Genomic DNA, 25,125 nt, shown 5'->3' with positions numbered 1-25,125 from the left:
GCCAAGGGGGCGGGGAATGCGGGTGAGAGTGGGGAACGGCACGCGGCGTGACGTTCTGAGAGGGGTGCTCGCCGCGGCCGTGGCGGTCGCCGTGGCTCCGTTCGTCGCGGCGTCGAGACCGACGCGCGGGGAGCCGTACGCGCGGGGGGGCCCTGCCGGTGGGCCGTCCCGCGAACTGGCCGATTTCGAGGCGCGGTTCGCTGCCGGTTTCGACGAGATGTACGGCGGGTGCCGGATCCGCGGGTGCAGGGACGGGGCGGCGGGCGGCGTACGTCCGGCCGGGGCCGCGCGTACGGCTCCCGCCGGGCTCTGGCGGGTCACGGTGGACGACCGGCCGCTGCACCTCATGCGGCGGGCCGACGGCGGCTATCTGACGATGGTCGACCACTACCGGTCGTACCCGACACCGCTGGCCGCCGCCCGCGCCGCCGTGGACGAACTGGGCGGCACGCTGCGGCTGCGCGCGGCCGTCACGGAGGCGGATCCGGAGCGGGAACCGCGGGGTCCGGCGAGGCGGGAGGGGCACGGACATGGCGTACACGCGTAAGAACGTGAGCGCGCTGACACGTACGGAGAAGAGCAGGCTCGTCGGCGCGTTCCTGGAGATCAAACGCACCGGCGAGTACGACGAATTCGTCCGCATGCACATCGACCACTACGTGTCGGACGGTGAGGACGGGCTGCGCGCGGCCCATATGACCCCCTCCTTCCTGCCCTGGCACCGGCGGTTCCTGCTGGACCTGGAGCGGGCGCTGCGCAGGGTGGACTCCGGGGTGTCCGTGCCGTACTGGGACTGGACGAAGGACCGCACTCCCGCCGCCTCGCTGTGGGGGGAGGACCTCCTCGGGGGCAATGGGCGCCGCTCCGACCACCAGGTCACCACCGGTCCGTTCGCGCGTCGGCACAAGAAGTGGGTCGTCAAGGAGTCGATGACCGACGGCGACTACCTCACGCGCGACTTCGGCAGGCCCCGCGATCCGCTGTCCCTGCCCACCTCGGGCGAGCTCGCGAAGGCTCTCGACGATCCCGTGTACGACACGGCCCCCTGGGACTCCACCTCCGGCCGCGGCTTCCGCAACAAGCTGGAGGGATGGGGGACCGGGCGGGGCAACGACGCCTGGCGCAACCACAACCGCGTCCACCGCTGGGTCGGCGGGCACATGCTGGGCGGGGCCTCCGTCAACGACCCTGTCTTCTGGCTGCACCACGCCTTCGTGGACCTGCTCTGGACGCGCTGGCAGAAGCGCCATCAGGGCGCGCGGTATCTGCCCGCGTCGCCGCCGGAACTCGGGGAACGGGCATACGGCCGGATCGTCGCGCGGCACGAGGAGATGCCGCCGTGGGGCGTGACGCCGGACCAGTTGGAGGACCACAGCCGGATCTACCGGTACGTGTGAGGTGCCCGTGCGCGCGGTGAGACGCCTGGGGTGTCTAGTGTGCTTGTGGTGTCTGGTGTGCGTGGGGCACCCGGGGTATGAGTAAGCCCCCGGCGGTGGGTACCGGCGGGGGCCTTCGCTTCGTGGTGCGGCGACTCAGTGGCCGTAACCCTCGTGCTTGTCGTCGATGTTGGCGCACTGGTTGCCGAATGCCGGGTTCAGCAGGGCGATGACGTTCACGGTGTTGCCGCAGAGGTTGACCGGGATGTGGACCGGAATCTGGACGGCGTTGCCCGACGCCACGCCGGGTGAGCCGACGGCCGTGCCCGCGGCGTCCGCGTCCGCCATGGCCAGACCGGCACCACTGAGCACAACGGCGCCCGTGCCGAGAGCGACACCGGCTGCCTTCGCGATGCGAGACATCACGTTTCTCCTTCGAATCGGTGAGCGCGGAAGCATGAACGCGACCGCACTGCCCCTTCAACGCCAGGACTCACAGCGGGTAACGGCACTCGACATGACATCGTGCACCAAGATGCTTCGTACCAGGTCATAGATCATATGAGCTGCCTGGTTTGGCGGGGTCCACGCGCGCGTGCGGTTCACTGGCGTGCGCGGTTCACGGGCGTGTGCAGAGGCCCGTCGGGTTGGCGGCCGGAGGGCGGCACTGGAGGTTGTAGTCGTCCGCGCTCGTGCTCGCGTACCGGCCGACGCAGGTGGTCGGCGTGGTCCTGCCGCGTTCCTCGCAGAAGGCCAGGGCGTCGCCGCCGTCGGTGAAGGGGCCCGGCGCGTAGACGACCCAGTAACCCGGGCGGAGGGACGCGTAGTCGTCGCTGCGGAGGTAGACGGCCTCGGGGACGGACTTCCGGACGGCGGCGAGCCGTCGGTCCCGGGCGGCGGTGCCGGAGCCGACCGGTTCGGAGAAGAGCTGGGCGATCCACCGGCCTCCGGAGGCGGGTGAGGAGCCGGGGGCGGACGGCTCGGGAGTGGACGTCGGCGTCGAGGACCGCTTCGAGGACGGCGAGGACGGCGAGGACGTGGAGTTCGACGAGGACGACGTGGCGGCGGGGTTGCCGCCGCCCTTGGCGCCGTCCTCCTTGCCGTCGCTGCCGCCCCGGTCGCCCAGGGTGAGTACCAGAGCGGTCGCGGCCGTCGCGAGCGCGACCACGACGACGGCGACGGTGGCGACGAGCGCCGCACGTCCTCCGTGCCGCCCGGACGGGCGGTGGTCCCCGACGCGCGTCGGCTCCTCACCCGCCGGCGTTTCACCCGGTGCTTCACCCGCTGCTTCACCCGGTGTTTCGGCGGGCGTTTCGCCGTGCGCGGGGCCGCCGGGGCCCGCGGCCGGGACACCCGGGGCGCGGCTCGGGGGCGTCGTGAGCCCGGGCGGCAGCGGGGCGGTCGTCGTCGGCAGCGCCCAGTCCGGCGTCGTACCCGACTCGACCTGCGCCAGCATCGCGTCCAGCCGTGCCGCGTCGGGGCGGGCCGCCGGATCCCGTACTAGCAGGGCCTGGAGTACGGGTGCCAATGGGCCGGAGCGCACCGGCGGGGGCAGGGCCTCGTCGAGCACGGCGGCCAGGGTGGCCAGGGTCGTCCCGCGGCGCAGCGGGCTGACGCCCTCGACGCACACGTACAGGACGAGCCCCAGGGACCAGAGGTCGGACGCCGGGTCGTCGTCGTTGCCGCGGATCCGCTCGGGGGCGATGTACTCGGGCGAGCCGATGAGTTCGCCGGTCGCCGTCAGGGCGGTGGAGCCCTGGAGCGCCGCGATGCCGAAGTCGGTGAGGACCGCGGAGCCGTCGGTGCGCAGCAGGATGTTGGCAGGTTTGACGTCCCGGTGCTGGACCCCGGCCGCGTCGGCGGCGCGCAGGGCGCCGAGCACCTGGCGGCCCAGCCGGGCGGCCTCCACGGGCGGCAACGGGCCGTCGGCGAGCCGCTCCTGGAGCGAGACGCCTTCGACGAGTTCCATCACGAGCCAGGGATGCGGGTCGTCGTTCACGATGTGATGGATCATCACCACGTTCGGGTGGCTGACCCGGGCCAGCGCCCGCGCCTCCCGCAGCACCCGCGCGCGGACGGCTTCGGAGGCCGCCGCATCATGTCGTACGGCCTTGAGGGCGACCTCCCGGTGCAGCACGCTGTCCCGCGCCCGCCACACCGTGCCCATACCACCGCTGCCGAGCCGCCCGACCAGTTCGAACCGACCGTCGATCATGTCCCCCGGTGCGTTCATGGCGGACAGATTAGTGGGGCCGGTGAGCTCCGAGGCGGCGGGCGGGCGGGAGAGCGGCCCTCAGTCGATACAGAACTCGTTGCCCTCGATGTCCTGCATCGGGATGCACGAATCAGTGCCGTCGTAGAGCGTTCGCACGTGCACCGCGCCGAGCGGGACCAGCCGCGCGCGTTCGGCCTCCAGCGCGGCGAGGCGCTCCTCGCCCACGAGTCCGGTGCCGACCCGCACATCGAGATGCAGCCGGTTCTTGGCGGCCTTCCCTTCGGGGACGCGCTGGAAGTACAGACGCGGACCCACACCCGAGGGATCGACGCAGGCGAACCATGAATCCTGCTGCTCGGGCGGCTGCGAATGCTTGTGGTCGTCCCAGGTGGCGAACCCCTCCGGCGGCGGCGGTACGACGTATCCCAACACCTCGCACCAGAAACGGGCGAGGCGCTCGGGTTCCGCGCAGTCGAAGGTGACCTGGAACTTCTTGACCGACGTCATCCGGCCACCGTAGGGGCGCGTGCTGCTCCGTGTCACGAACGTGCCTGAAGCGGAGTGCGGGCCGTCGGGTACACCCGCCAGGTCCGACACCAAGTGCACGGACCAGCTCGACTACGCGGGCGGCTTCCTTACAGAAGGAGCACCGAGGGCTGTCGGCGGTCATCGGAATCAAGCCGCGAGCTGCCCCTGCTCCGACACGGTGCAGCCCCGTAAAAGGCTGCCCGTAAGAGGCTGTCTGCGCCCCCGGCAGGACTCGAACCTGCGGCCAAGCGCTTAGAAGGCGCCTGCTCTATCCACTGAGCTACGGGGGCCGGGTGTGGTGGCCTGTGGTGCTGGTGCCCGGGTATGGGCGGGGCTGTGACCTTGCCGGGGACAAGGATAGAGCTCCTGGGTCCCTGCGCTTCGCGCTTCCCCTCCGTGGCTCGATGTGGAGGTTCAGTGAAGCGGTCCTGATAATCGCAGGCAGGTACGAATCGTGCATCGCTTTTGGCGTCTCCCGCCCCGGGTGTTGTGCACTCGTTATGCCTGCGCCCCAGTCATCCCTTAGGCCCCGTGTGTCCAATCGGCGCGCAGACATGCCCATATGCTTTAGAAAGCCTGCAAAATTGGGCATTCTTCGCATGTGGTGACCTTGGACGTACGGCCCCAGCTGCTCGACGCACTCTCCGCCCTGCGCGACCGTGTCGCCGCCGCACGCTTCCCGCTGCCCCTGGCGGGGGCTCCACGCGCGCGTGCCAACCGCGACGAACTGCTCGCGCAACTCGACGACTATCTCGTGCCCCGGTTGAGAGAACCCGAAGCACCCCTGCTCGCCGTGATCGGAGGATCGACCGGGGCGGGCAAGTCGACGCTGGTCAACTCCCTTGTGGGGCGGCGGGTCAGCGAGGCCGGGGTGCTCCGGCCCACGACGCGTACTCCGGTGCTCGTGTGCCATCCCGAGGACCATCACTGGTTCAGCGGGATGCGCGTACTGCCCGACCTCACGCGCGTGTGGATGCCGCAACAGGACGTCGACGACGATCCGCTGCTGCCCGGTGAGGAGGACATGCGCGTCCTGCGCATCGAGACCGCCGACACGCTCCCCCGAGGGCTCGCGCTCCTCGACGCGCCCGACATCGACTCCCTGGTGGCCGGCAACCGGGTGCTCGCCGCCGAACTCATGTGCGCGGCGGACATCTGGGTGATGGTCACCACGGCGGCACGGTACGCCGACGCGGTGCCGTGGCATCTGCTGCGTACCGCGAAGGATCATGACGCCACCCTCGTCACCGTGCTCGACCGGGTGCCCCACCAGGTGGTGTCCGAGGTGTCGCGGCAGTTCGGCGCGCTCCTCGCCAAGGCGGGGCTGGGCGACATGCCCCGTTTCACCGTGCCCGAGCTGCCCGAGTCGGCCTGGGGCGGGGGACTGCTTCCGGCCACCGCCGTGGCGCCCCTGCGCGCCTGGCTGGCCCAGCGGGCCCAGGACCCGGGCGCCCGGCATCAGGCGATGGCGCGCACCGCCCGCGGGGCGCTCGACTCGCTCAGTTCGCGGATGCCCGAGCTGGCCTCCGCCGCCGCGGCCCAGTACGCCGCCGCGCTGCGGCTCACCGCGGCCGTCGACGGGGCGTACGACAGCGAGTACACCCGCCTGCGGGGCCGGTTGCAGGCCGGCGCGGTCCTCGCCGGGGGCGCGCTCAAACGGTGGCGCAGCTACCCGCTGGACTCCACCGCCGGTGAACTGCTGGACGCGCTCGTCGAGAGCCTGGCCGCACTGCTGCTGTGCGCCGTCACCGCGGCCGACGAGCGCGTCGACGAGGCGTGGCGGCGTGAACCCGCCGCGGGCGCCCCGGGGCTGACGGACCGCGATCCGACGCTGGAGAGCGCCGAGCACCGTATCGGGATGGCGGTACGGCGCTGGCGCCGCGTCCTGGAGGAGTACGCCGAGGACGAGGTGCGTGCCCTGGACAAGAGCGTCGCGCCGGATCCCGAGGCGGTGGCCGCGCTGGTCGCCACCGCGCTCCTGGGCGGTCGGCGGGCGCGTTCCGCGGGCGAGGGGCTCGCCGAGCGGATCGGCGCGCACGGCGCGCTGCGGCTGCGCGACAAGGGCGGCCGGCTGCTCACCGACTACCTCGACAAGGCGCTGCACGACGAACGGGAGCGGCGGCTCGCCCCGCTCGACGCACTCGGCGTACATCCGCACCCCCAGGCCGAACTCATCGCCGCGCTGTCGGTACTGCAGAAGGAGAGGTGACCGCGGTGACCGCCGTCACGGACCACACGGATCACGCCGACCAGCCGGGGGACGACGACCGCCGGAAGAAGGGCCCCGGCAGGGAAATCGCCCGCAAGGAGGACCCCGAAAGGGAAGTCGTGCGCAAGGAGAGGTCCGGCAGGGAAGTCGTGCGCAAGGAGAAGGGGGATTCCGGGCACGGGCGCGGGCGCGGGTCTACGGAGGCGGGTTCCGGGGCTGGTTCCGGCTCTGGTTCCGGCTTCGGCTCCGGTGGCGCGGAGGCCGTTGCCTCGGAGGACAGGGGAGTCGCCGACGGCGCCGGCGGTGCGGGCGCCGCGGACGCGGTTGGCGGCTGGGACGACGGGCTGATCGCACGGCGCGTGTCCGCCACGGCCGAGGGTCAGGCCAGGCCGGTACAGGAGACCGCCGTGGACAACAGGCCGCCCGTGGTGGCCCCCCTCGCGTACGACGGGCCGTTGCGGTCCCGTCTCGACGCGCTGCGCGAACTGGTGGGGCTCTCCAGGACGCGGCTGGACAGCAGGACGCTCGCCGAGGCGGGGCAGGTCCTGGACGAGGCGGCGGCACGGCGCAGGCTCTCGGGGCAGCACACCGTCGTCGCCATCGCGGGGGCCACCGGAAGCGGCAAGTCGCAGCTCTTCAACGCGCTCGCCGGAGTGGCCATCTCGGAGACCGGGGTACGCAGGCCGACCACCGCCGCTCCCATCGCGTGCAGCTGGAGCGACGGCGCGGCCGGACTCATCGACCGGCTCGGCATTCCCGGGCGGTTGCGCCGCAGGCCGCTGCAGAGCGCCGAGGCGGAGGCGCAGTTGCGCGGGCTCGTCCTGGTGGACCTGCCCGACCACGACTCGGCGGCCGTCCAGCACCGTGAGCACGTGGACCGGATCCTCGCGCTCGTGGACGCCGTCATCTGGGTCGTCGACCCGGAGAAGTACGCCGACGCGGTGCTCCATGAGCGCTATCTGCGGCCCATGGCGGGCCACGCGGAAGTCACCTTCGTGGTCCTCAACCAGGTCGACCGGCTGCCCGGTGAAGCCGCCGACCAGGTCCTCGACGACCTGCGCCGGCTGCTCGACGAGGACGGGATCGCGCTCGGCGAGTACGGCGAGCCGGGCGCGACCGTTCTCGCGCTGTCCGCGCTCACCGGAGAGGGCATCGGGGAACTGCGCGAGGTGCTCGGTCACTTCGTCGCCGAGCGGGGAGCCGCGGCCCGCCGGATCTCGGCCGACGTGGACGCGGCCGCGGTGCGCCTGTGGCCCGTCTACGCCAACCGGCGGCAGGCCGGGCTCAGCGAGGAGGCACGCGACGAGTTCGCCGACCGGCTCGCCGACGCGGTCGGCGCCACGGCGGCGGGCGAGGCCGCCGAGCGCGCGTGGCGCCGCAACGCCAACCGCGCGTGCGGCACGCCCTGGCTGCGGCTGTGGCGCTGGTACCAGGACCGGTGCGAGCCCGCGACGGGACGGCTGTCCGTACGGGCGTACGACGACGAGGAGGCCACGGCGCGGCAGCGCGTCGAGCAGGCGGTGCGCACGGTGGCCGAGCAGGCGACCGACGGGCTGCCCGCGCCCTGGGCACAGGCGGTCCGTGAGGCGGCCGTACGGGGGTCGCAGGGGCTGTGCGAGGCCCTGGACGAACTGGCGGTACGGGCCGGGACACCGGTCGGCCGGCCGCCGCGGCCGGGCTGGTGGCCGGCCGCCGTGCTCGCGCAGGCGGCCATGACCATCCTTCAGGTCGTCGGCGGACTGTGGCTGTTGGCCCAGGTCATCGGCTTCATGTCGCCGAACCTCGGTGTGCCCGCGCTGCTGATGGTCATCGGCATCGTGGGCGGCCCGGGTGTCGAGTGGGCCTGCCGACTCGCGGCGAACGGGCCCGCGCGGCGGTACGGGTCCGAGGCCGAACGGAGATTGCGGGAGGCGGCGTCGGGATGCGGCCGGGCCCGGGTTCTCGATCCGGTGGCGGCGGAGTTGCTGCGGTATCGGGAGGTGCGGGAGCAGTTCCTGCGGGTCTCGGGGGTCACGGTGTCGGCGGGGTGAGGTGAGAGGGGGAGGGTGCGGGCGGAGGCTCTCGTTCGGGTGGCGGAGTTGTCCACAACCGGGGGGTGGCCCACAGGGCTCAGCGGGTTCGGGCCGACGGAGGCAGTCTGAGGTCTCGACGGACACGACGTGATCGCCGCGAGGCGGTCATGGGGCGTCATGAGGCGCCGCGAGGCGTCATCGGGCGCTGTGAGGCGGTCGAAGCATGAGCGCCAAGTCGTGTTCGGCGCGACAGACGGACACAGCCGTACGGGACGAGCCCGTGCGCGTGGGCAGGGAGGGCTTCCGCGATGAACGAGACGATGGTGTGCGTGGTGGGGAACGTGGCGACACAGCCCGTGTTCCGGGAGACGGCGGCAGGCCCGTCGGCGAGGTTCCGGCTGGCGGTCACGCAGCGGTTCTGGGACCGCGAGAAGAGCGCCTGGCGGGACGGGCACACCAACTTCTTCACGGTCTGGGCCAATCGGGCGCTGGCGGCGAACGTACAGGCGTCCGTGTCGCTCGGGGAGCCGCTGATGGTGCGAGGCAGGCTGAAGGTCCGCTCCGAGCAGCGCGACGGGCAGTCGTGGACGGGCGCGGACATCGAGGCCTCGGCGATCGGGCACGATCTGGCGCGCGGCACCGCGGCGTTCCGGAGGACGCTCAGGGGCGACGGGGCACCGGATCAGGCGTCCGGCGAGTCGTCGGGCGCGTCGGCCCGCCCGGAGCCGAACTGGGAGACGGAGCCGGCCGATCAGGCCGACGGGGCTGAGCCGACCGATCAGGCAACTCCGCAGCGGCAGGAACCGGCTCTGGCGGGGTGACCGTGGTGCATGCGGTGACTGTGAGTGCCGAAACCTCGGCCTGACCGAAGTGCGGCTTATCGGTGAATGCGTTGCGAACGGTCCCAGTGGATTTGTCGATAAGCGCGGTCCGAAACCGGCCCTGGCGATAACGATTCCGATTCGGATCACTCATCGGATGACATGACCGGGGAGGGAGCTGCGCCCCGTCCTTAGGATGCCGGGCATAGCTCTCGGGGCTGCTGATTCCGCTGGTGGGACCGTAACCCTCCAGTTCAACGGGTCCCGCTCGAAAGGGAATTCTGTGCTTTCTTCGTTCTCTGCGCCGTCCGTGCACGGGCGAGGTGCCGCTGCCGCCCGCCTGGCCGCGGTGGTGCTCGTGTCCGGCCTCGTCGCCGTGAGCGCCGTGACCACCGCCGGTGCGGCCGTCGCGGACGAACTCCCTCTGAGCCAGGGCGGTGCGACCGCCACGATAGGCGGCCTGAAGACGTCCGGGCCCGCGGTCATCCACGAGGAGGGCGGGGACAAGCAGGTCTCCGCCGGGCTCTTCGAGATGTCCGTGGACAACGGCGGCACCCTGCAGACGTACTGCGTCGACATCTACAGCCCGACGCAGAAGGACGCCAAGTACCAGGAGACCCCCTGGAGCGGTACGTCGCTGAACGGGAACCCCGACGCGGGCCGGATCCGCTGGATCCTGCAGAACTCCTACCCGCAGGTCAACGACCTCGCCTCGTTGGCCGCGAAGGCGGGCGCGAAGGGCCTCACCCAGCAGGACGCGGCGGTCGGCACGCAGGTGGCGATCTGGCGGTACTCGGACGGCGCCGACGTGGACGCCGTGGACCCGCGGGCGGAGAAGCTCGCCGACTATCTGCAGCGCAGCGCACGCGATCTGGCGGAGCCCGCCGCCTCCCTGGAACTGGATCCGCCCGCGGTCTCCGGTCGCCCGGGTGAACTGCTCGGCCCGGTCACCGTGCGCACCAACGCGGCCGGCGTGACAATGACGCCGCTCGCCGACGCCACGAGCGGTGTGAAGGTCGTCGGCCGGGACGGCAAGGAGATCACGTCCGCGACCGACGGCAGCGAGTTGTTCTTCGATGTGGCCGAGGACGCCGCGGACGGTTCGGCCGCGCTGACGGTGCAGGCGTCGACCACCGTGCCGGTCGGCCGGGCCTTCGCCTCCGAGACCAGGAGCCAGACCCAGATCCTGGCCGGTTCCAGCGAGTCGACGGTCTCCGCGGCGGCGACCGCGAACTGGGCCGGCGCCGGAGCGATACCCGCGCTGTCGGCCGAGAAGAACTGCGCGGAGGGCGGCCTCGACGTCACGGCGGTGAACGAGGGCGACGAGGCGTTCACCTTCGAGCTGATGGGCACCGAGCACACCGTCGAGGCGGGCGCGTCACAGACCGTGACGGTCCCGCTGAAGGAGGACCAGGCGTACGACTTCACGGTCGAGGGGCCGGGTGGCTACGAGAAGCGGTTCCAGGGCGTGCTCGACTGCAAGACGCAGAGCGGCGCCGCCGCCGAGGAGACCGTCCGGACGCTGAACGAGCCGAGCCCCGCCACGGTCGGCGGCACGTCCGCCACGACCACCGACCTCGCCGAGACCGGCGCGTCGAGCGCCACCCCGGTGATAGCCGGAATCGCGATAGGCCTGGTCCTGATCGGCGGCGCCGCGATCCTCTTCATCCGCAAGAAGAAGGCGCCTGCGCAGGACTGAGGGCCGGAGCGGACGCCGCACGCCGACGCCGGACTCAAGCCGCGCGAGCGGCGTGAGCCCGACCTCCGGAACGAGAAGCCGCACCTTGACAAGTGGACAGTGAGTCACCGGACGTCGACGCACGGTGCCGCCGACGGCCCGCGGCCGACCGCGGCGTCCCAGCTCAGAGGCCTCCGCCATACGCGTTTCCCCCCGGGGGTGGCGGTACGGCAAGATGGGGTGTATCTGCCCACTGCCGATTTCAAGCGTCCGGACGGTTTCTCTTGGCTGAGTTCATTTACACCATGCGCAAGACGCGCAAAGCGCACGGCGACAAGGTGATTCTTGATGACGTCACCCTGAACTTCCTGCCGGGGGCGAAGATCGGCGTAGTCGGGCCGAACGGTGCCGGCAAGTCGACCGTGCTCAAGATCATGGCGGGCCTGGAGCAGCCGTCCAACGGTGACGCGTTCCTGTCACCCGGCTTCAGCGTCGGCATCCTCATGCAGGAGCCGGAGCTGGACGAGAGCAAGACGGTTCTGGAGAACGTCCAGGACGGCGCCGCCGAGCTCATGGGCAAGCTCAGCCGCTTCAACGAGGTCGCCGAGCTGATGGCGACCGACTACTCGGACGCGCTCCTGGACGAGATGGGCAAGCTCCAGGAGGACCTGGACCACTCGAACGCCTGGGACCTCGACGCGCAGCTGGAGCAGGCCATGGACGCGCTGGGCTGCCCGCCCGGCGACTGGCCCGTCACCACCCTCTCCGGTGGTGAGAAGCGCCGCGTCGCGCTCTGCAAGCTCCTCATCGAGGCGCCCGACCTGCTGCTCCTCGACGAGCCCACCAACCATCTCGACGCCGAGTCGGTGAACTGGCTGGAGCAGCACCTCTCGAAGTACGCGGGCGCCGTCGTCGCCGTCACTCACGACCGGTACTTCCTGAACAACGTCGCCGAGTGGATCCTCGAACTGGACCGCGGCCGCGCGATCCCCTACGAGGGCAACTACTCCACGTACCTCGACAAGAAGTCCACGCGTCTCAAGGTCGAGGGCCGCAAGGACGAGAAGCGCCAGAAGCGGCTCAAGGAAGAGCTGGAGTGGGTGCGGTCCAACGCCAAGGGCCGGCAGACCAAGTCCAAGGCGCGCCTCGCCCGTTACGAGGAGATGGCGGCCGAGGCCGACAAGATGCGGAAGCTGGACTTCGAGGAGATCCAGATCCCGCCGGGCCCGCGTCTGGGCTCCATCGTCGTCGAGGTCAACAACCTCTCCAAGGCCTTCGGTGACAAGGTCCTGATCGACGACCTCAGCTTCACCCTGCCGCGCAACGGCATCGTGGGCGTCATCGGCCCGAACGGCGCCGGCAAGACCACGCTGTTCAAGATGATCCAGGGCCTGGAGACCCCGGACTCCGGCGCGATCAAGGTCGGCGACACCGTCAAGATCAGCTACGTCGACCAGAGCCGCGCCAGCATCGACCCCAAGAAGACGCTGTGGGCCGTCGTCTCCGACGAGCTCGACTACATCAACGTCGGCCAGGTCGAGATGCCGTCGCGGGCGTACGTCTCCGCCTTCGGCTTCAAGGGCCCGGACCAGCAGAAGCCGGCCGGTGTCCTCTCCGGTGGTGAGCGCAACCGTCTGAACCTGGCGCTGACCCTCAAGGAGGGCGGCAACCTGCTGCTCCTCGACGAGCCCACCAACGACCTCGACGTGGAGACACTGTCGTCGCTGGAGAACGCGCTGCTTGAGTTCCCCGGTGCGGCCGTGGTCATCTCCCACGACCGCTGGTTCCTGGACCGGGTCGCGACGCACATCCTCGCCTACGAGGGCGAGTCGAAGTGGTACTGGTTCGAGGGCAACTTCGAGTCGTACGAGAAGAACAAGGTCGAGCGGCTCGGAGCGGACGCCGCGCGTCCGCACCGCGCCACCTACAAGAAGCTGACCCGGGGCTGATCTCCTTGCGGCACATCTACCGCTGCCCGCTGCGCTGGGCGGACATGGACGCGTACGGCCACATCAACAACGTGGTCTTCCTCCGTTATCTGGAGGAGGCGCGTATCGACTTCCTGTTCCGCCCGGACAAGGATTTCCAGCAGGGGTCCGTGGTGGCGCGCCATGAGATCGACTACAAGCAGCAGTTGGTGCACCGGCACACCCCGGTGGACATCGAGTTGTGGGTCACGCAGATCAGAGCGGCTTCGTTCACCATCTCCTATGAGGTCAAGGACCCGGACCAGGTGTATGTGCGGGCCCAGACGGTGATAGTGCCGTTCGACTTCGAGGCGCAGCGGCCGCGTCGTATCACCGCGGAGGAGCGCGAGTTCCTTCAGGAGTACGCGGACGACGGGGCCGGTTCCGCGGGGGCCGTCGCCGCATGACGGCCCTGCACCTCGTCGACGAGGGGGAGGCGGCGGATCTCGCCGCCTTCCTGGCTCGGCTGATCCACTACGACCGGGCCGCCGCGGTGCGGCTGCAGGCGTCGGGGACGACGCTCGCGGTGTTCGGCCGGCCCCCGTCGTTCGAGGTGCTCGCGATCCGTACGGCACGGCTCGCCAAGCCGTACGAGAACGGTCTCGACCGCACCCTCGACGTGACGGTCTCGGCCGGTGAACTCCTGGAGTCCCTCGACGAGGCGGCGGCCACGGCGATCGTGCCCGCCGCCGTCACGGGGCCACCGTGGGCCGGAGTGCTGCCGCCGCGCGGCGGCTGGCGGCCGGAGCCGGGACTGCCCGCGCTCGACGCGGTGCGCACGACGGTGGCCGCGGTGGTCGCCGAATTCCGGTCGCGGATGGACGAGTTGGCGCCCGAGGGGCGTACGCGGTCCGAACTCGACCGGATCGGGCGGGAGATCTGGTCCCGGCCGGTCGGGGACACCGAACTCCCGGTACGGGCCGCACACGCGGCTCAGTCGCTGGGCTTCCTGAGGCCCGCGCGCACCGTCTCCTCCGCCGGACCCGCCGGACCCGCCGGACCCGCCGGACCCACCGGACCAGGCGCATCCGGTGAAGCCCCGCTGCGGTTGCTCTCGTCGGGCGCGTGGCTCAGGCTGCGGACGCCGTACGGGACGATCGCCGTACGCAAGGCGGGGCTCGGGGCGCTGGACGTCAGCGTTCGCTGAGCGGGCGGCGGAAGCCTCCCCGGCACCGGCACCGGCATCGGCACCGGCACCTGCGTTGGCGTCAGTATTGCCGTTGGCGTCAGCGGTGTTCGCTGTCGTCCGGCCATACGCCGATGTGGTCCGGTTCGAGTTCCAGGGCGACGCGGTCGCGCATACCGAGGGCCTCGGTGTACTCGGCGGGCAGCTGGAGCCGGCCGGCCCGGTCGAGCATCGCGTACTCGCGGGCCACCACCGTCTCGTGGCCGGTCGTGGCGTCCACCTCGGTGCGGCGCAGGACCTCCGTGGAGGTACGGCCGTCCCGGATGGCGACCGTCCGGCGGACCTCGGCGGCGACCGCCTGGTCGTGTGTGACGATCACGATGGTCGTGCCGAGACGCTCGTTCGCGGTGCGGAAGGCGGCGAAGATCTGCTCGGCGGTGTGCGAGTCGAGTTCACCGGTGGGTTCGTCGGCGAGCAGGACCGACGGGTCGTTGGCCAGCGCCACGGCGATGGCGACGCGCTGCTGCTGACCGCCGGACATCTGGAACGGGCGTCGGCCCCGGCACTCCGCGACCTCCAGCAACTCCAGTAGTTCCAGGGCGCGTTGGGCCTGTGCGCGACGGCCCTTGCGGGAGACGCCGAGTTGCATCGGCAGGGCGACGTTCTGGGCGGCCGTCAGATAGGGCAGGAGATTGCGGGCCGTCTGCTGCCAGACGAAGCCGACGGTCTCGCGCCGGTAGCTGAGGCGGTCCTTGGCCCCCATGGTCAGCAGGTCGTGCCCCGCGACCCGGGCGGCGCCCGCGGTGGGGGTGTCCAGACCCGCCAGGATGTTCATCAGGGTCGACTTGCCGCTGCCGGACGCGCCGACCAGTGCCATCAACTCGCCCTCGCGCACGAGGAGATCGAGGCCCTGCAGCGCCTGTACCTCCACGCCGTCCGTGGAGAAGATCCGCACCAGCCGGTCACACGTGATCAGGGCGTCATGGCCGTAGGCGGGACGGTCGCGGCGGTCGGCGGCACGCTGGGCGAGGTCGGCGAAGGAGGGACCGCCGGAACCGGCCGGACCGCCGGAACCGGCCGGACCGCCGGAACCGGCCGGACCGGCGGAACCGGCGGGACCGACGGAGTCGGTGGTCGTCATCGGGCGTCTCCGGTCGTGGTCGTCATCCGGTGGCTCCGGCTGGTCGTGGTCGTTATCGGGCGGCTTCGAGTGGCTTCGAGGGAGTCGGGAGGGGTCACCGGGCGTCCCCCGCCCGTAGTTCCCTGACCGAACCCCGTCGCCCGGTCCACCACGCCTGGGCCGCGGCGATGCCCGTGGCGACGAGAAGTACGGCGAGGGCGGGCAGGAGCAGGGACGCCGGGTCGGTGTGCAGTGCGGCGGTGCCGGGGGGAGGGCTGCCGCCGGGGGTGGCGAGGGCCACGGAGGTCAGGTCGACGCCGGGTGCCAGGAGGCGGACCGCCGCCCAGCCCGTCAGGGCCCCGCCCACTGCGGCGAGCAGGGCCTGCGGCAGTGCTTCCAGCACGAGCAGCCGACGGCCCTGGCTCCGGGTGAGGCCCATGGTGCGCAGCCGGGCCAGCAGGGCCGTGCGTTCGGGTGCCGCGCGGATCAGGGCGAGCAGCAGCGCGAGTACGGCGTAACCGGAGCCGGCGGCCACGGCCACCGCGTAGACGCGTTCGGCGCCGGACTGGAGAGGGGAGTCGACGTACCGCGCGCGTTCGTCGGCCCGCAGGCGTACGTCCGCGGCGGTGCCCGCGGCCTTGCGCAGCACACCCGCGTCCATCCGGTCGCCGGTCAGCAGGAGGGCCGTCGGCCGTGCGGGGACGGCGCCGAGGCCGGCGCGGTCCACGATGAGGAAGTCGGTTCCCGACACGGCCGGGGTCAGCTCGCGCACCACGGTGATGCGGACGGTGATGTCGCTGCCGTCCTCCAGGCGGACCGGGAAGGGCTGCGTGCCGAACCGCTCGGCGACGGTGGGGGAGGCGAGGGCGGGCAGCGGGGACCCGTTCGACGCACCGTTCTCCGAGGGCTTCGAGGGCTCCGAGCGCTCGGAGGGCTCCGAGGGTTTCGGTGGCTTTGAGGGCTTGGCGTCCGCCGGTGCCGTCAACTCGCCCGCCGGGAAGGCCCCGAGGTTCGTGCTCCGCGCCAGCCGGGCGTAACCCCCGGGCTCCACGCCGGCCAGGGGTACCGTCTCCACACCGGTCCCGGGCTTGGCCTGGTAGCCGATGCTCAGAGGGGTGACCTCGCGTACGCCGGGTGCCGAGCGGAGCTGTTGCGGGAGGCCGGCGGGGAGTGCGCCCATCACCTCGACGCGGGCGTCGGCCCCGAGGTTCAGCAGGGCTGCCCGGTCCCGTGCGTCCGCGACGCCCGCAAGGACCGACCCGCCGAACGCGGCCGTGGTGAGGGCCGTCAGGAGGGCGAGCAGGGGCAGCACCGTGGAGACGGAGGTGCGGCCCGCGCGGGCCAGCGAGAGATGCCCGACCGCACCGCGCAGCCGGCCGGCGGGACGGGCCAGCCAGCGCAGGGGCAGCGGATAGAGCCGTACCAGCAGGAGCGCGGCGATCACACCGATCAGCACCGGTGCCAGCGCGACGAGTTGATCACCGGAACCCGAGCCGGAGCCGGAGGCGTCCAGGTCCACCGGGTCGCCCGGGCCCGCCGCGCCGGCGGAACCGCCCGACGTCCCGCGGCTGCGCAGCGCGAACACCGCCGCCGACGCCAGTACCAGCAGGGTGAGTTCGGCGACCGTACGGCGGCGCGAGGGGCGTACGGACGCGAGATCCTCGCGGGCGCCGTGGACGCGTACGGCACGGTGGGTGATCCAGGCGCGCACGGGCAGCATCGCGCAGGCGAGGAGCGCGACCGCGGCGGCGGTCCACACGGCGTACGACAGGCGGCCGTACGGGACGACGAGCAGGGCGCCCGCGAGGCCGAGCGCGGCGGCCGGTACCGCGACCACCGCCGTCTCGGCGGACAGCCGGGCCGTCAGGCCGCGCAGGGAGACGCCCCGGGCGCGCAGCAGGGCGAGTTCGCCGCGGCGGCGGTCGGCGGTGAGGCCGCCGGCCATGAGCAGGACGACGGCCGCGACCGTGGCGCTGCCGAAGGCGGCGACGGCGACCAAGGGGCGGATGCCGGAGCGCAGTCCGGCGTACGAGGCGAGGACGTCGTCGAGGTCGGTGCTCGCGTCGGCCGCCGGATCCGTGAGCGCGCGCACCTTCAGCAGACCCGGGCCGGACTCCAGCGCGGCGATCGCGCCCGCAAGGCGGGGCAGTTCGCTCGCGGTCAGGGCGGCGGGGGCCGGGGCCAGTTGCCAGTAGCGGGCGGGGGCGCCGGGGGTGCCGAGGAGGGCCGGTGCCGCGTCCGGGGCCAGGAGGAGCGCGCCGAGCCAGTACGTGCTCGGTTCGGCGCCCTGGGTGGGGAGACGCACGAGGGACGGGGTGCGCAGGATGGGCTGGGTCGCCCAGTACGCGCCCTCCCGGTCGCGCGGGGCGACGATGCCGGTGACGCGTACGGCGAGCGGGGCGCGTTCGACGGCGGGGACGTGGATCACCGAACCGACCTCGATGTGGAGGTGGTCGGCGGTCTCCGTGGTGACCGCGGCCTCCAGCTCAGGGGTCGCGGCGGTCACCGTGCCGTCGGCGCGCGGGAGACGGCCCGCGCGCAGCCGGGCGTGTTCGGCGAGGCCGTTCTGGGCGGCGAGGGTCATGTGCGCGGGCAGTCCGGTCGGCCGCGGCAGCCACTTCTCCGGCGTTTCGAGGGATTTCGTGGTGCGGACGCCGTACGCGGACTGGCCCGGGTCGGCGACCAGGGGCCGCTCGATCACCTTCAGGATGCGCTTGTACCGCTCGCGTACCGAGGCCGGGCGCAGGACCGACTCGCGTTCCTTCTGCGTGGCGCCGAGGGAGGGCGGCGGGGCCGACATCTGTACGGAGGTCCTGAGGGCCGTGGCGTCGGCGACCGCCCGGCGCAGGCCCGCGTCCTCGTAACGGTCGACGGCACGCGGGAAGGACGCGGCGAGGAGGACGGTCGCCAGCACCAGCAGGGCGAGGGCGACGGCGGCACCGGGCGCGGCGCGCAGACGGGTACGGATCCAGGGAGCGACGGGGGGTTCGGCATCCCGACGCGTGAAGGTCCACCGGCGGCCCACCTCACTCACCCCCCTGCTCGTGCAGCGAACGCAACGACCGCAGCGACGAGGCCGAGTCGCCCCGCCGCAGCACCAGTACACCGGTCACGATCAGCGGCGCGACCACCAGGCCCGCCAGCAGCAACGCGACGCGGGCGAGGGGCAGTTCCACCAGTACCTCCGGGACCGGCCGGGTGGCCCGGGACGTCAGCACGATCAGCGGAACGACCGCCCTGGTCAGTACCGCTCCCAGGGCCACCCCCACCACCAGGGCCAGCGCCACCAGCACGCCCTGCTCGGCCGCGACCAGCCGGGCCAGTTGGCGGCGGGGCGCCCCCAGCGCGCGGAGCAGCGCGAACTCGGCGCCGCGCTCCCGCAACGAGCCCGCCGTACTCACCGCGAAGCCGACCGCGGCCAGCGCGGCGGCGACCACGGAGGCCGCGGCGAACGCCGCCTCCGGCCCCGCCCCGAACGGGTCGTCCCGCAGCCGTTCCGCGATCTCGTCGCGCACGACGACCTGCGACGGTTCGACATCGGGCCGTTCGCGCAACTGGGCCGCCACCCGGGCCTCGGCGCCCGGCTCGGTCCGCAGCCACCACTCGGTGGGCGCGACGCTCTCCCCGTACCGCTCCTCCAGCACCCGGTTCACGGAACGGAGATCGACCAGCAGCGCCCCGCCGGAGCTCTGCGTGGCGTCCGAGCCCGCCGAGCCCGCCGAGCCTTCCGTGGTCGGCAACGCGCGGACGCTCTCCACGATCCGTACCGGTACGGCCGAGCCGCCGAAGGGGATGTCGAGCCGGTCCCCCTCGCGCGCCCCCGCGGCCTTCAGGAAGTCGTCGGTCGCCACGGCCTCGACCTCGGGTGCGGCGGGCCGCTGCGCCTGCAGCCGGATCGTCACCGAAGAGGTCTCCCAGGGGGTCTCCCGGGGGATGTAGCCGGTTCCGTAGGTCACGGTCAGCGGGCGCTCGGACTTCACGTCCGGGCCCGTCGGGGTGTTGCCCGCCTTGGGGTCCGCCGTGGTCTGGTTGTTCTCCGACGTCACCTGCCAGGACGGGGGCGCCGACAGTGGCCGACGCGTCCCGTCGGACGTCGTGGCCGTCAACCGCTCCACGGACAGCCGGTGTTCCTCCGCGCGCCCGGTCGGCTGGGACATCTCCAGCTGCGCCCCGGTCAGCGAGAGCGGTTCGGCGGCCCGGTCGGACGGTGCCTGCCCGGCCTGCGCCAGTTGCACGGTGAGGCGGTGTGCCTTTCCGTCGGCGGGGAGGTCGCCGGCGGAGACGCGGTACGGGGTGCCGTAGCGGTCCTCCAGCGTCACGGTCACGTCCGCCGACATCTTGGAGCGGTACGCCGACGACCCCGCCGAGCCTGTCGAGTCCGAGTCCGAGTCCGATGCGTCCGCCGCGTCCGCCGCGTCCAGGGTCGAAGGCTGCGCGCTCGCCCGGATGCGTAGTTCCAGTTCCAGCCGCGTACTGGCCTTGGGCAGGGCCACGCCCGCCGACCCGGCCCGGCCGGGGCCGAGCCCCGCCAGCAGCCGTCCGGCGGGCTTGTCCGCCAGGTCCCCGCGCAGGAGCATCGCGGCGGCGTCCCCGCTCCCGGAGCCACCGTCGGAGCCGCTGTCGGAACCGTTGCCGGAGGCGTCGTCGGAGCGGCCACCGGAATCCTTGCCGGCCCCCTCGCCGGAATCCGCCCCGGCGCCCTCCGTGTCCAGCGCCAGCACCGCCGCCGTCCGGTTGCCGGACAGCGGCAGCGACGTACGCATGGCGGGGGCCGCCCCGCGTACGCCGTCGAGGTCCGCGTAGAGCCCGGCCCGGGACAAGCCGTCCGTGCCGCCCGCCAGGACCCGTACGGACGTGCCGGCCAGGAAGTCCGCCTGGTCGTCCTGCGAGCGGTTCCACGACGCGCCCTGGCCGATCGCGAGCATGCCCATGGCGACGGCGAGGACGAGCAGCAGGACCGGTCCGGCGCCGCGCATCGGGCGACGGCTGAACTGCCAGCCCGCGAGCGCCGTCGGCAGCCCCCGGCCACCGGCCGCGCGCCGTTCGGCCAGGCGGGCCACGGGCGGCATGAGGCGCAGGGTGAGGACCGTCCCGGCCAGCAGGGCCAGCGCGGGAGCGGCGACCAGCAGGGGATCGATGCCGAGCGTGTCCGTGGGCGTCGCCGCCGACCGGCCGGGGCCGGTGGCGGTGACGGCACCGGAGGTCTGCCGGCTCAACTGCCAGTACGCGACGGCCGCGACGACCAGCAGGCCGACGTCCGCACCCGCCCGTACCGGCGCGGGGAGCGAGTGGGCACGGCCGCCTTCCGCGTTCTCCTCCCGCGCGGTCAGCGCGGGTACGGTCACCGCCAGCGCGCAGCCCAGCGCGACCGCTGCCGCCGTCGCCCACACCGCGCCGGCCCCCGCCGAGGTGTCCAGGCGCAGCCCGATCCGCGACAGCGCCCCCTGTCCGGCCAGCAGCCGCGTCAACGGCCCGGCGAGCAGCGGCGCGCAGACGACGGCGGGCAGGGCGAGGAGCGAGGCCTCCAGCGCGGCGAGGGCGGCCACCCGCCCGCGCGAGGCGCCACGCGCCCGCAACAGCCGTGTCTCACCGGCTCGTTCGACGCTCAGCAGCCGGGCCACGAGCAGCAGCGCGTAGCCGGCGAGCAGCGCGAGCTGGAGCGCGACGATCAGCAGCGTCGAACGGGAGACCAGCAACGACCGCTCCACCCGCTCCAGTTCCTCGGGCAACGATGTCGTGACGGCCGTGGTGCCGTGCAGCGCGGGCGACTTGAGCAGGGCGCGGGTCCCGGCGGTGGCCGCCTCCCGCAGGGCGCCGATCCGCCCGGTCGTCAGTGCCGAGAAGTCGGCGGACGCCAGCCAGGCGGTCGGCCCGGAGCTGACCGGTTGGCCGCTTCCGGTGGCCGCGAGCACCGACGGGTCCGCCAGCAGCGGCCCGTACGTCGTGAAGTCGAGCTTGCTGACCCCGCGTCCGTGCAGGTCGTCCAACTGCCAGTAGGGCGAGGTGACGCGCACGGGCCGGTAGAGACCGGTCACCAGGACCCGTACCTTCGGGCCGTCGAAGCGGTCGACGAGTGTCAGCCGCGCGCCCGGTTCGACCGCCAGCCGGCGCGCGGCGGTCTCGGGAAGGGCCACCTCGATCTCTCGGCCGTCGGCGAGGTCGCCCGGGGCCCGGGGCGCGCGTCCCTCGACCGTCCGTACCTGGGAAGGGTCCAGCGCCGCGAAGTGCGTGAGATCCGGGTCCTTCGAGCGGGCGGCGGGCTCCTGCAGGGACCTCGGCAGGGCGTAGGGCCCCGACCGGGACAACGTCCGCAGTGTCACGGGCAGCCCGTCGAAGGTGCGCCCGGCCCCGTCCCGTACGGCCTGGTCGGCGGCCTTGCGCTCCGCCGCGGGGACGTCGGCCTTGACGACCAGCGTCGTGGCCGCGGCGCTCTGCGTGTCCGCCTTGGCCGCCTTGCCTGTCGCGCCCGCCTTGCCCGTCGTGGTCGCCGTGCCCGCCGAGGTGTCGAGGAGCGAGTGCCGCAGTGCCGCGTCACCGATGGCACCCGAGTACGCGGTCAGGGTCGTCAGGACAGCCGTCGTCAGCAGGACGGTGAGCAGCGCGGCGGCCAGCAGCAAACGATGCGCTCGCACACGCAGTAGGACGAACCCCGTCACCCGGCCCCCCGCCGTATCGCCGGACATCCCGGATCTCTGATGATGTTGTCAGAGAGAAAGGGGCGCGGGTAAGCGCTTGAGGACCGGGTTTGACCGGATCGTGACCGGAATCCGGCGACGCGTGACCGGAATCCGCGCGTCAGTCGGCTCTGTTCACCTCTCGGAAGATGCCGCTGTCCGGTCTTCGGCGGACGTTGCCGGTCAGCCTTCGGTGTTCACCATCGAAGCCGCCGCGTACGTCAGGTAGTTCCACAGGGTGTGCTCGTGCTCCTCGGAGAGGCCGAGCTCGTCCACGGCGACCCGCATGTGCTTCAGCCAGGCGTCGTGCGCCGCCCGGTCGACCGCGAAGGGGGCATGCCGCATCCGCAGCCGGGGATGACCGCGGTTCTCGCTGTACGTGGTCGGACCGCCCCAGTACTGGATCAGGAACAGCGTGAAGCGCTCCTCGGCCGGGCCCAGGTCCTCCTCGGGATACATGGGCCGCAGCAGCGGGTCCTCGGCGACACCCTCGTAGAACCGGTGCACCAGGCGCCGGAAGGTCTCCTCGCCGCCGACCTGCTCGTAGAAGGTCTGCTCCTGAAGCGTGCCGCGCCGAATCTCTTTCACACCGTCCATGGTCTCAGACGTGCCGACCGAGGACTCAGGACTTAGGACCCCCTGAAGCATTCCCTGAAGCAGTGCCTGAAGGATCGCTTGGAGGATCACGTGGAGGACCGCCCGAACGAAAGGGCCGGTTCCGGATCGCGCGGCCCCGGCGCTCGCCTCCCGGGCCGTCCCGCAGCACAGTGGAGGTATGAGCGCGTACGCGGTCGACCACGGGCTCGACGACCTCGCCGCCACGGCGCGGGCGGCGCTGGTGCGCGAGATCGGCGCGAGCGGCGCCTGGGACGCCGACCCCGGCTGGCGGGCGGCCTTCGGGGCCGTCCCCCGCCACCTCTTCGTGCCGTACTACTACGTGGGCACGGGGGGCCCGCAGGGCGGCTACGAGCGCAGATGGGGCGAGGACCCCAGCCCGCGCCGACGCGAGGAGTGGCTGCGCGGGGCGTACGCGGACGTCCCGCTGGCCACCCGCATGCGCGACGGCGAGCTGCTGTCGTCCAGCAGCCAGCCGTCCCTGATGGCGAAGATGCTGGCCGAGCTGGCGGTACGGGACGGGGACGCGGTCCTGGAGATCGGCGCGGGCACCGGCTACAACGCGGCGCTGCTCTCGTACCGGCTGGGCGACGGGCTGGTCACGACGGTCGACCTGGACCCGGAGATCACGGAGTCCGCCCGGCGGCACCTGGCCGCCGCGGGTCACCGGCCCGCCGTCGTCACCGGCGACGGCGCGCGCGGCTGCCCCGACCGCGCCCCCTTCGACCGTGTCGTCGCCACCTGCGCGCTGAACTCGGTCCCGCGTCCCTGGCTCGCCCAGTGCCGCCCCGGCGCCAGGATCCTCGCCCCGTTCGCCACCGGCCTGATCGCCCTGCGGGTACGGGACGCCGGGCACGCCGAAGGCCGCTTCCTGCCCACGTCCGCGTACTTCGTGCCCCTGCGCGGCGGCACCCGGACCGGGCGCCAGGCCGCGGACGTGCACCTCGCCGGTCTGCCGCGCCGGGCCAGGGAGCACGAGCGGTTCCGTTTCCTGCTGACCCTGAGCGCGGACGGCCTCACCTCGGACGAGGCGCACGCGCTGTGGGAGCACGAGGCCTGGCCGGCCCGCGAGCGGTACGGCATCACGGTCGCCGGCGACCGCGCGTGGGCGTGGCTGGACGACCCCGAGGGGCCGTACACCTGGCCCCTGCCGTGACCGCTGCCCCTGCCGTGACCGCTGCCCCTGCCGTGACCGCTACCCCTGCCGTGACCGCTGTCCGGTGCCGCACCGGGCAGCGGTCAGGGGACACGGGGAGCCGCGCGACCGGCCCCCACCGGCCCGCGGGTCACCACCGTGCTTCCGGCGAAGCGTCTAGCCGCGCCGGATCGTGATCGTCGTCCAGGCGCCCACGTGTACCCGGTCGCCGTCCTGGAGCGGGACGGGGACGAACGGCTGGATGGGGTCCTCGGCGCCGTTGACCGTGGTGCCGTTGGTGGAGTTCTGGTCGACGACCGCCCAGCTGCTGTCCGGCTGCTGCACGAGCACCGCGTGCTGGTGAGAGACGCCCGGGTCCTCCGGCGGCACCGACAGATCGATGTCCGGGGTGTCGCCCGTGGAGTGGCGGCGGCGGCCGATCGTGATCTGGTTGCCACTGAGCGGACGCTGCTGTTCCGGCGAGTACGCGGGCAGGTTCAGCCCCGCGGCCTCCGGTCCTGAGCGCTGCATCATCGCCATGAAGTACTCACGGTCGGGCCCGATCGTGATGCTCCACGACAACGACTGTTGCGGCTGTTGCTGGTACCCGGCGGCCGCCTGCGTCGTGCCGGACTGCGGGTAGCCGTAGCCGCCACCGGGTCCGGGCGGGCCACCAGGGCCACCAGGTGCGGGCGGGCCGCCGGGGCTGCCGGGCGACGGCGGTGAGATCACCCAGTCGTCCGCGCCGCCTCCGAAGGACGGGCCACCCGGCGCCTGCGGACGCCCGGTCTCCTGCGGATACGCGGTCTCCTGCTGATACACCGGCGGGCCGGACTGACCGGCCTGACCGGACTGTGACTGTCCGGGCGGACCGGGCTGCTGGAATCCCTGGGGGGCACCGGGGCCGCCGGGGCCGCCCTGGCCCCCAGGACCGTTCGGACCACCGAGTCCGTTCGGACCGCCGTACCCACCTTGCCCGCCGGGGCCAGGTCCACCGGGACCGGGGCCGCCGGGACCGCCGTACCCATCAGGACCTCCGGGGCGGGTGCCCCCGGGACCAGGCGGTGGCGGTACCGGTCGTGACGGATCACCGGGGAAGCCCGAGGGGTCCTCGCCGTAGGGCGGGATCGGCTCCGCGGGCCGGTTCATCTGCGAGGGCCGGGAACCCTGGTAGTCGAAGCCGCCGTGGGTCGGGCCGGACTGCCCGGGAGGCGGCTGCTGCTGGAAGCGGAGCGCGGGGTTCGGCCCGCCGGGCCCCCCGGGACCGGGGCCGCCGGGGCCCGGACCGCCAGGACCGGGTCCACCGGGGCCGGGCCCGGTGGGACGCGGCGCGGCCGGGGTGTACGAGGTCGCGGTGTTCGTCAGGAAGTTCCACCGGCACTCCTCGCAGAACGGCGCTCCGCCCTCGCGCGGGGTACGGCACTGCGGGCACAGCTCCGCCTCGGGCGCCGGGTCGGGCACCGCGGAGAGGTGCGGCCGGCCGCCCTGACCGGGCGGCGGCTGCGAACCGGGCGGCGGATAGCCGTAACCGGCCGCCGGGGGCGGCGGTGGAGGTGGCGGGGGCACGGCACCGGCCATGCGGTGACCGCAGACCTCGCACCAGTCGTCGGAACCCGACTGGTGTCCGTTCGGGCAGGTCGGCATGTCGG

The 25,125-nt window shown here is 72.9% G+C and carries 18 protein-coding genes and 1 tRNA gene; 10 read left to right on the top strand and 9 right to left on the bottom strand.

What is annotated here, in order from left to right; genetic code table 11:
* Positions 1–16: 16 nt before the first annotated feature.
* Positions 17–547 carry a tyrosinase family oxidase copper chaperone gene (locus ACH4DZ_RS06865; RefSeq protein ID WP_398285875.1) on the top strand — a complete coding sequence of 177 codons (531 nt, stop codon included), beginning with the start codon at positions 17–19 and terminating at the stop codon, positions 545–547.
* The gene (locus ACH4DZ_RS06860) at positions 531–1,397 is read left to right on the top strand and encodes a tyrosinase family protein (RefSeq protein WP_398285874.1); all 867 of its coding nucleotides are present in this window, start codon (positions 531–533) and stop codon (positions 1,395–1,397) included. The genes ACH4DZ_RS06865 and ACH4DZ_RS06860 overlap by 17 nt, the downstream gene beginning before the upstream one ends.
* Before the next feature lie 135 nt (positions 1,398–1,532).
* On the opposite strand, the gene ACH4DZ_RS06855 is transcribed toward ACH4DZ_RS06860, so the two are convergent.
* The 4 genes from ACH4DZ_RS06855 to ACH4DZ_RS06840 all read right to left on the bottom strand — a co-directional run bounded on the left by ACH4DZ_RS06855 (position 1,533) and on the right by ACH4DZ_RS06840 (position 4,409).
* Positions 1,533–1,799: a chaplin gene (locus ACH4DZ_RS06855; RefSeq protein WP_398285873.1), complete on the bottom strand. Its 267-nt coding sequence runs from the start codon at positions 1,797–1,799 to the stop codon at positions 1,533–1,535.
* Between the two features lie 196 nt (positions 1,800–1,995).
* Entirely contained in the window at positions 1,996–3,609 is a 1,614-nt protein-coding gene (locus ACH4DZ_RS06850; protein ID WP_398285872.1) for a serine/threonine-protein kinase, read from the bottom strand.
* Between the two features lie 60 nt (positions 3,610–3,669).
* Positions 3,670–4,098 carry a VOC family protein gene (locus tag ACH4DZ_RS06845; RefSeq protein ID WP_398285871.1) on the bottom strand — a complete coding sequence of 143 codons (429 nt, stop codon included), beginning with the start codon at positions 4,096–4,098 and terminating at the stop codon, positions 3,670–3,672.
* 238 nt (positions 4,099–4,336) lie between these two features.
* Positions 4,337–4,409 (bottom strand) — tRNA-Arg (locus ACH4DZ_RS06840).
* Between the two features lie 311 nt (positions 4,410–4,720).
* Here ACH4DZ_RS06840 and ACH4DZ_RS06835 point away from each other — a divergent pair.
* The 7 genes from ACH4DZ_RS06835 (at position 4,721) to ACH4DZ_RS06805 (ending at position 13,953) form a co-directional block, all read left to right on the top strand.
* Complete coding sequence (locus ACH4DZ_RS06835; protein WP_398285870.1) at positions 4,721–6,328, top strand: dynamin family protein; 1,608 nt, start codon at positions 4,721–4,723, stop codon at positions 6,326–6,328.
* A gap of 5 nt (positions 6,329–6,333) precedes the next feature.
* A complete protein-coding gene (locus tag ACH4DZ_RS06830) occupies positions 6,334–8,358 on the top strand; it encodes a GTPase (protein WP_398286221.1) in 2,025 nt (674 codons plus the stop codon).
* A 290-nt stretch (positions 8,359–8,648) separates the two neighbouring features.
* On the top strand, positions 8,649–9,161 hold the full coding sequence (locus ACH4DZ_RS06825) for a single-stranded DNA-binding protein (RefSeq protein WP_398285869.1): 513 nt from the start codon (positions 8,649–8,651) through the stop codon (positions 9,159–9,161).
* A 283-nt stretch (positions 9,162–9,444) separates the two neighbouring features.
* Positions 9,445–10,860, top strand: a complete 1,416-nt coding sequence (locus ACH4DZ_RS06820) for a TQXA domain-containing protein (protein ID WP_398285868.1) — start codon at positions 9,445–9,447, stop codon at positions 10,858–10,860.
* A gap of 263 nt (positions 10,861–11,123) precedes the next feature.
* The gene (gene ettA, locus ACH4DZ_RS06815; RefSeq protein WP_398285867.1) at positions 11,124–12,788 is read left to right on the top strand and encodes an energy-dependent translational throttle protein EttA; all 1,665 of its coding nucleotides are present in this window, start codon (positions 11,124–11,126) and stop codon (positions 12,786–12,788) included.
* Positions 12,789–12,793: 5 nt separating this feature from the next.
* The gene (locus ACH4DZ_RS06810) at positions 12,794–13,213 is read left to right on the top strand and encodes an acyl-CoA thioesterase (protein ID WP_384802410.1); all 420 of its coding nucleotides are present in this window, start codon (positions 12,794–12,796) and stop codon (positions 13,211–13,213) included.
* Positions 13,210–13,953, top strand: a complete 744-nt coding sequence (locus ACH4DZ_RS06805) for a hypothetical protein (RefSeq protein ID WP_398285866.1) — start codon at positions 13,210–13,212, stop codon at positions 13,951–13,953. The genes ACH4DZ_RS06810 and ACH4DZ_RS06805 overlap by 4 nt, the downstream gene beginning before the upstream one ends.
* Before the next feature lie 79 nt (positions 13,954–14,032).
* Here the strand turns inward: ACH4DZ_RS06805 and ACH4DZ_RS06800 are convergent, their stop codons facing one another.
* The 4 genes from ACH4DZ_RS06800 to ACH4DZ_RS06785 form a co-directional block, all read right to left on the bottom strand.
* Positions 14,033–15,073, bottom strand: coding sequence for an ABC transporter ATP-binding protein (locus tag ACH4DZ_RS06800; RefSeq protein ID WP_398285865.1), 1,041 nt, complete (start codon positions 15,071–15,073; stop codon positions 14,033–14,035).
* A gap of 94 nt (positions 15,074–15,167) precedes the next feature.
* A complete protein-coding gene (locus tag ACH4DZ_RS06795; protein WP_398285864.1) occupies positions 15,168–18,086 on the bottom strand; it encodes an FtsX-like permease family protein in 2,919 nt (972 codons plus the stop codon).
* Positions 18,079–21,735, bottom strand: a complete 3,657-nt coding sequence (locus ACH4DZ_RS06790) for an FtsX-like permease family protein (RefSeq protein ID WP_398285863.1) — start codon at positions 21,733–21,735, stop codon at positions 18,079–18,081. The genes ACH4DZ_RS06795 and ACH4DZ_RS06790 overlap by 8 nt, the downstream gene beginning before the upstream one ends.
* 174 nt (positions 21,736–21,909) lie before the next feature.
* The gene (locus ACH4DZ_RS06785) at positions 21,910–22,323 is read right to left on the bottom strand and encodes a globin (RefSeq protein ID WP_189779239.1); all 414 of its coding nucleotides are present in this window, start codon (positions 22,321–22,323) and stop codon (positions 21,910–21,912) included.
* A 178-nt stretch (positions 22,324–22,501) separates the two neighbouring features.
* Here ACH4DZ_RS06785 and ACH4DZ_RS06780 point away from each other — a divergent pair, with 178 nt between their 5' ends.
* Positions 22,502–23,497, top strand: a complete 996-nt coding sequence (locus ACH4DZ_RS06780; RefSeq protein ID WP_398285862.1) for a methyltransferase domain-containing protein — start codon at positions 22,502–22,504, stop codon at positions 23,495–23,497.
* A gap of 156 nt (positions 23,498–23,653) precedes the next feature.
* Here ACH4DZ_RS06780 and ACH4DZ_RS06775 read toward each other — a convergent pair whose 3' ends face one another.
* A complete protein-coding gene (locus ACH4DZ_RS06775) occupies positions 23,654–25,120 on the bottom strand; it encodes an FHA domain-containing protein (protein ID WP_398286220.1) in 1,467 nt (488 codons plus the stop codon).
* Between the last annotated feature and the right edge of the window lie 5 nt (positions 25,121–25,125).

Source organism: Streptomyces sp. NPDC017991, assembly GCF_044328075.1.
Taxonomy (GTDB): domain Bacteria; phylum Actinomycetota; class Actinomycetes; order Streptomycetales; family Streptomycetaceae; genus Streptomyces.
The sequence above is the reverse complement of the archived record's forward strand: the minus strand, read 5'-3'. Positions and strand labels throughout refer to the sequence as shown.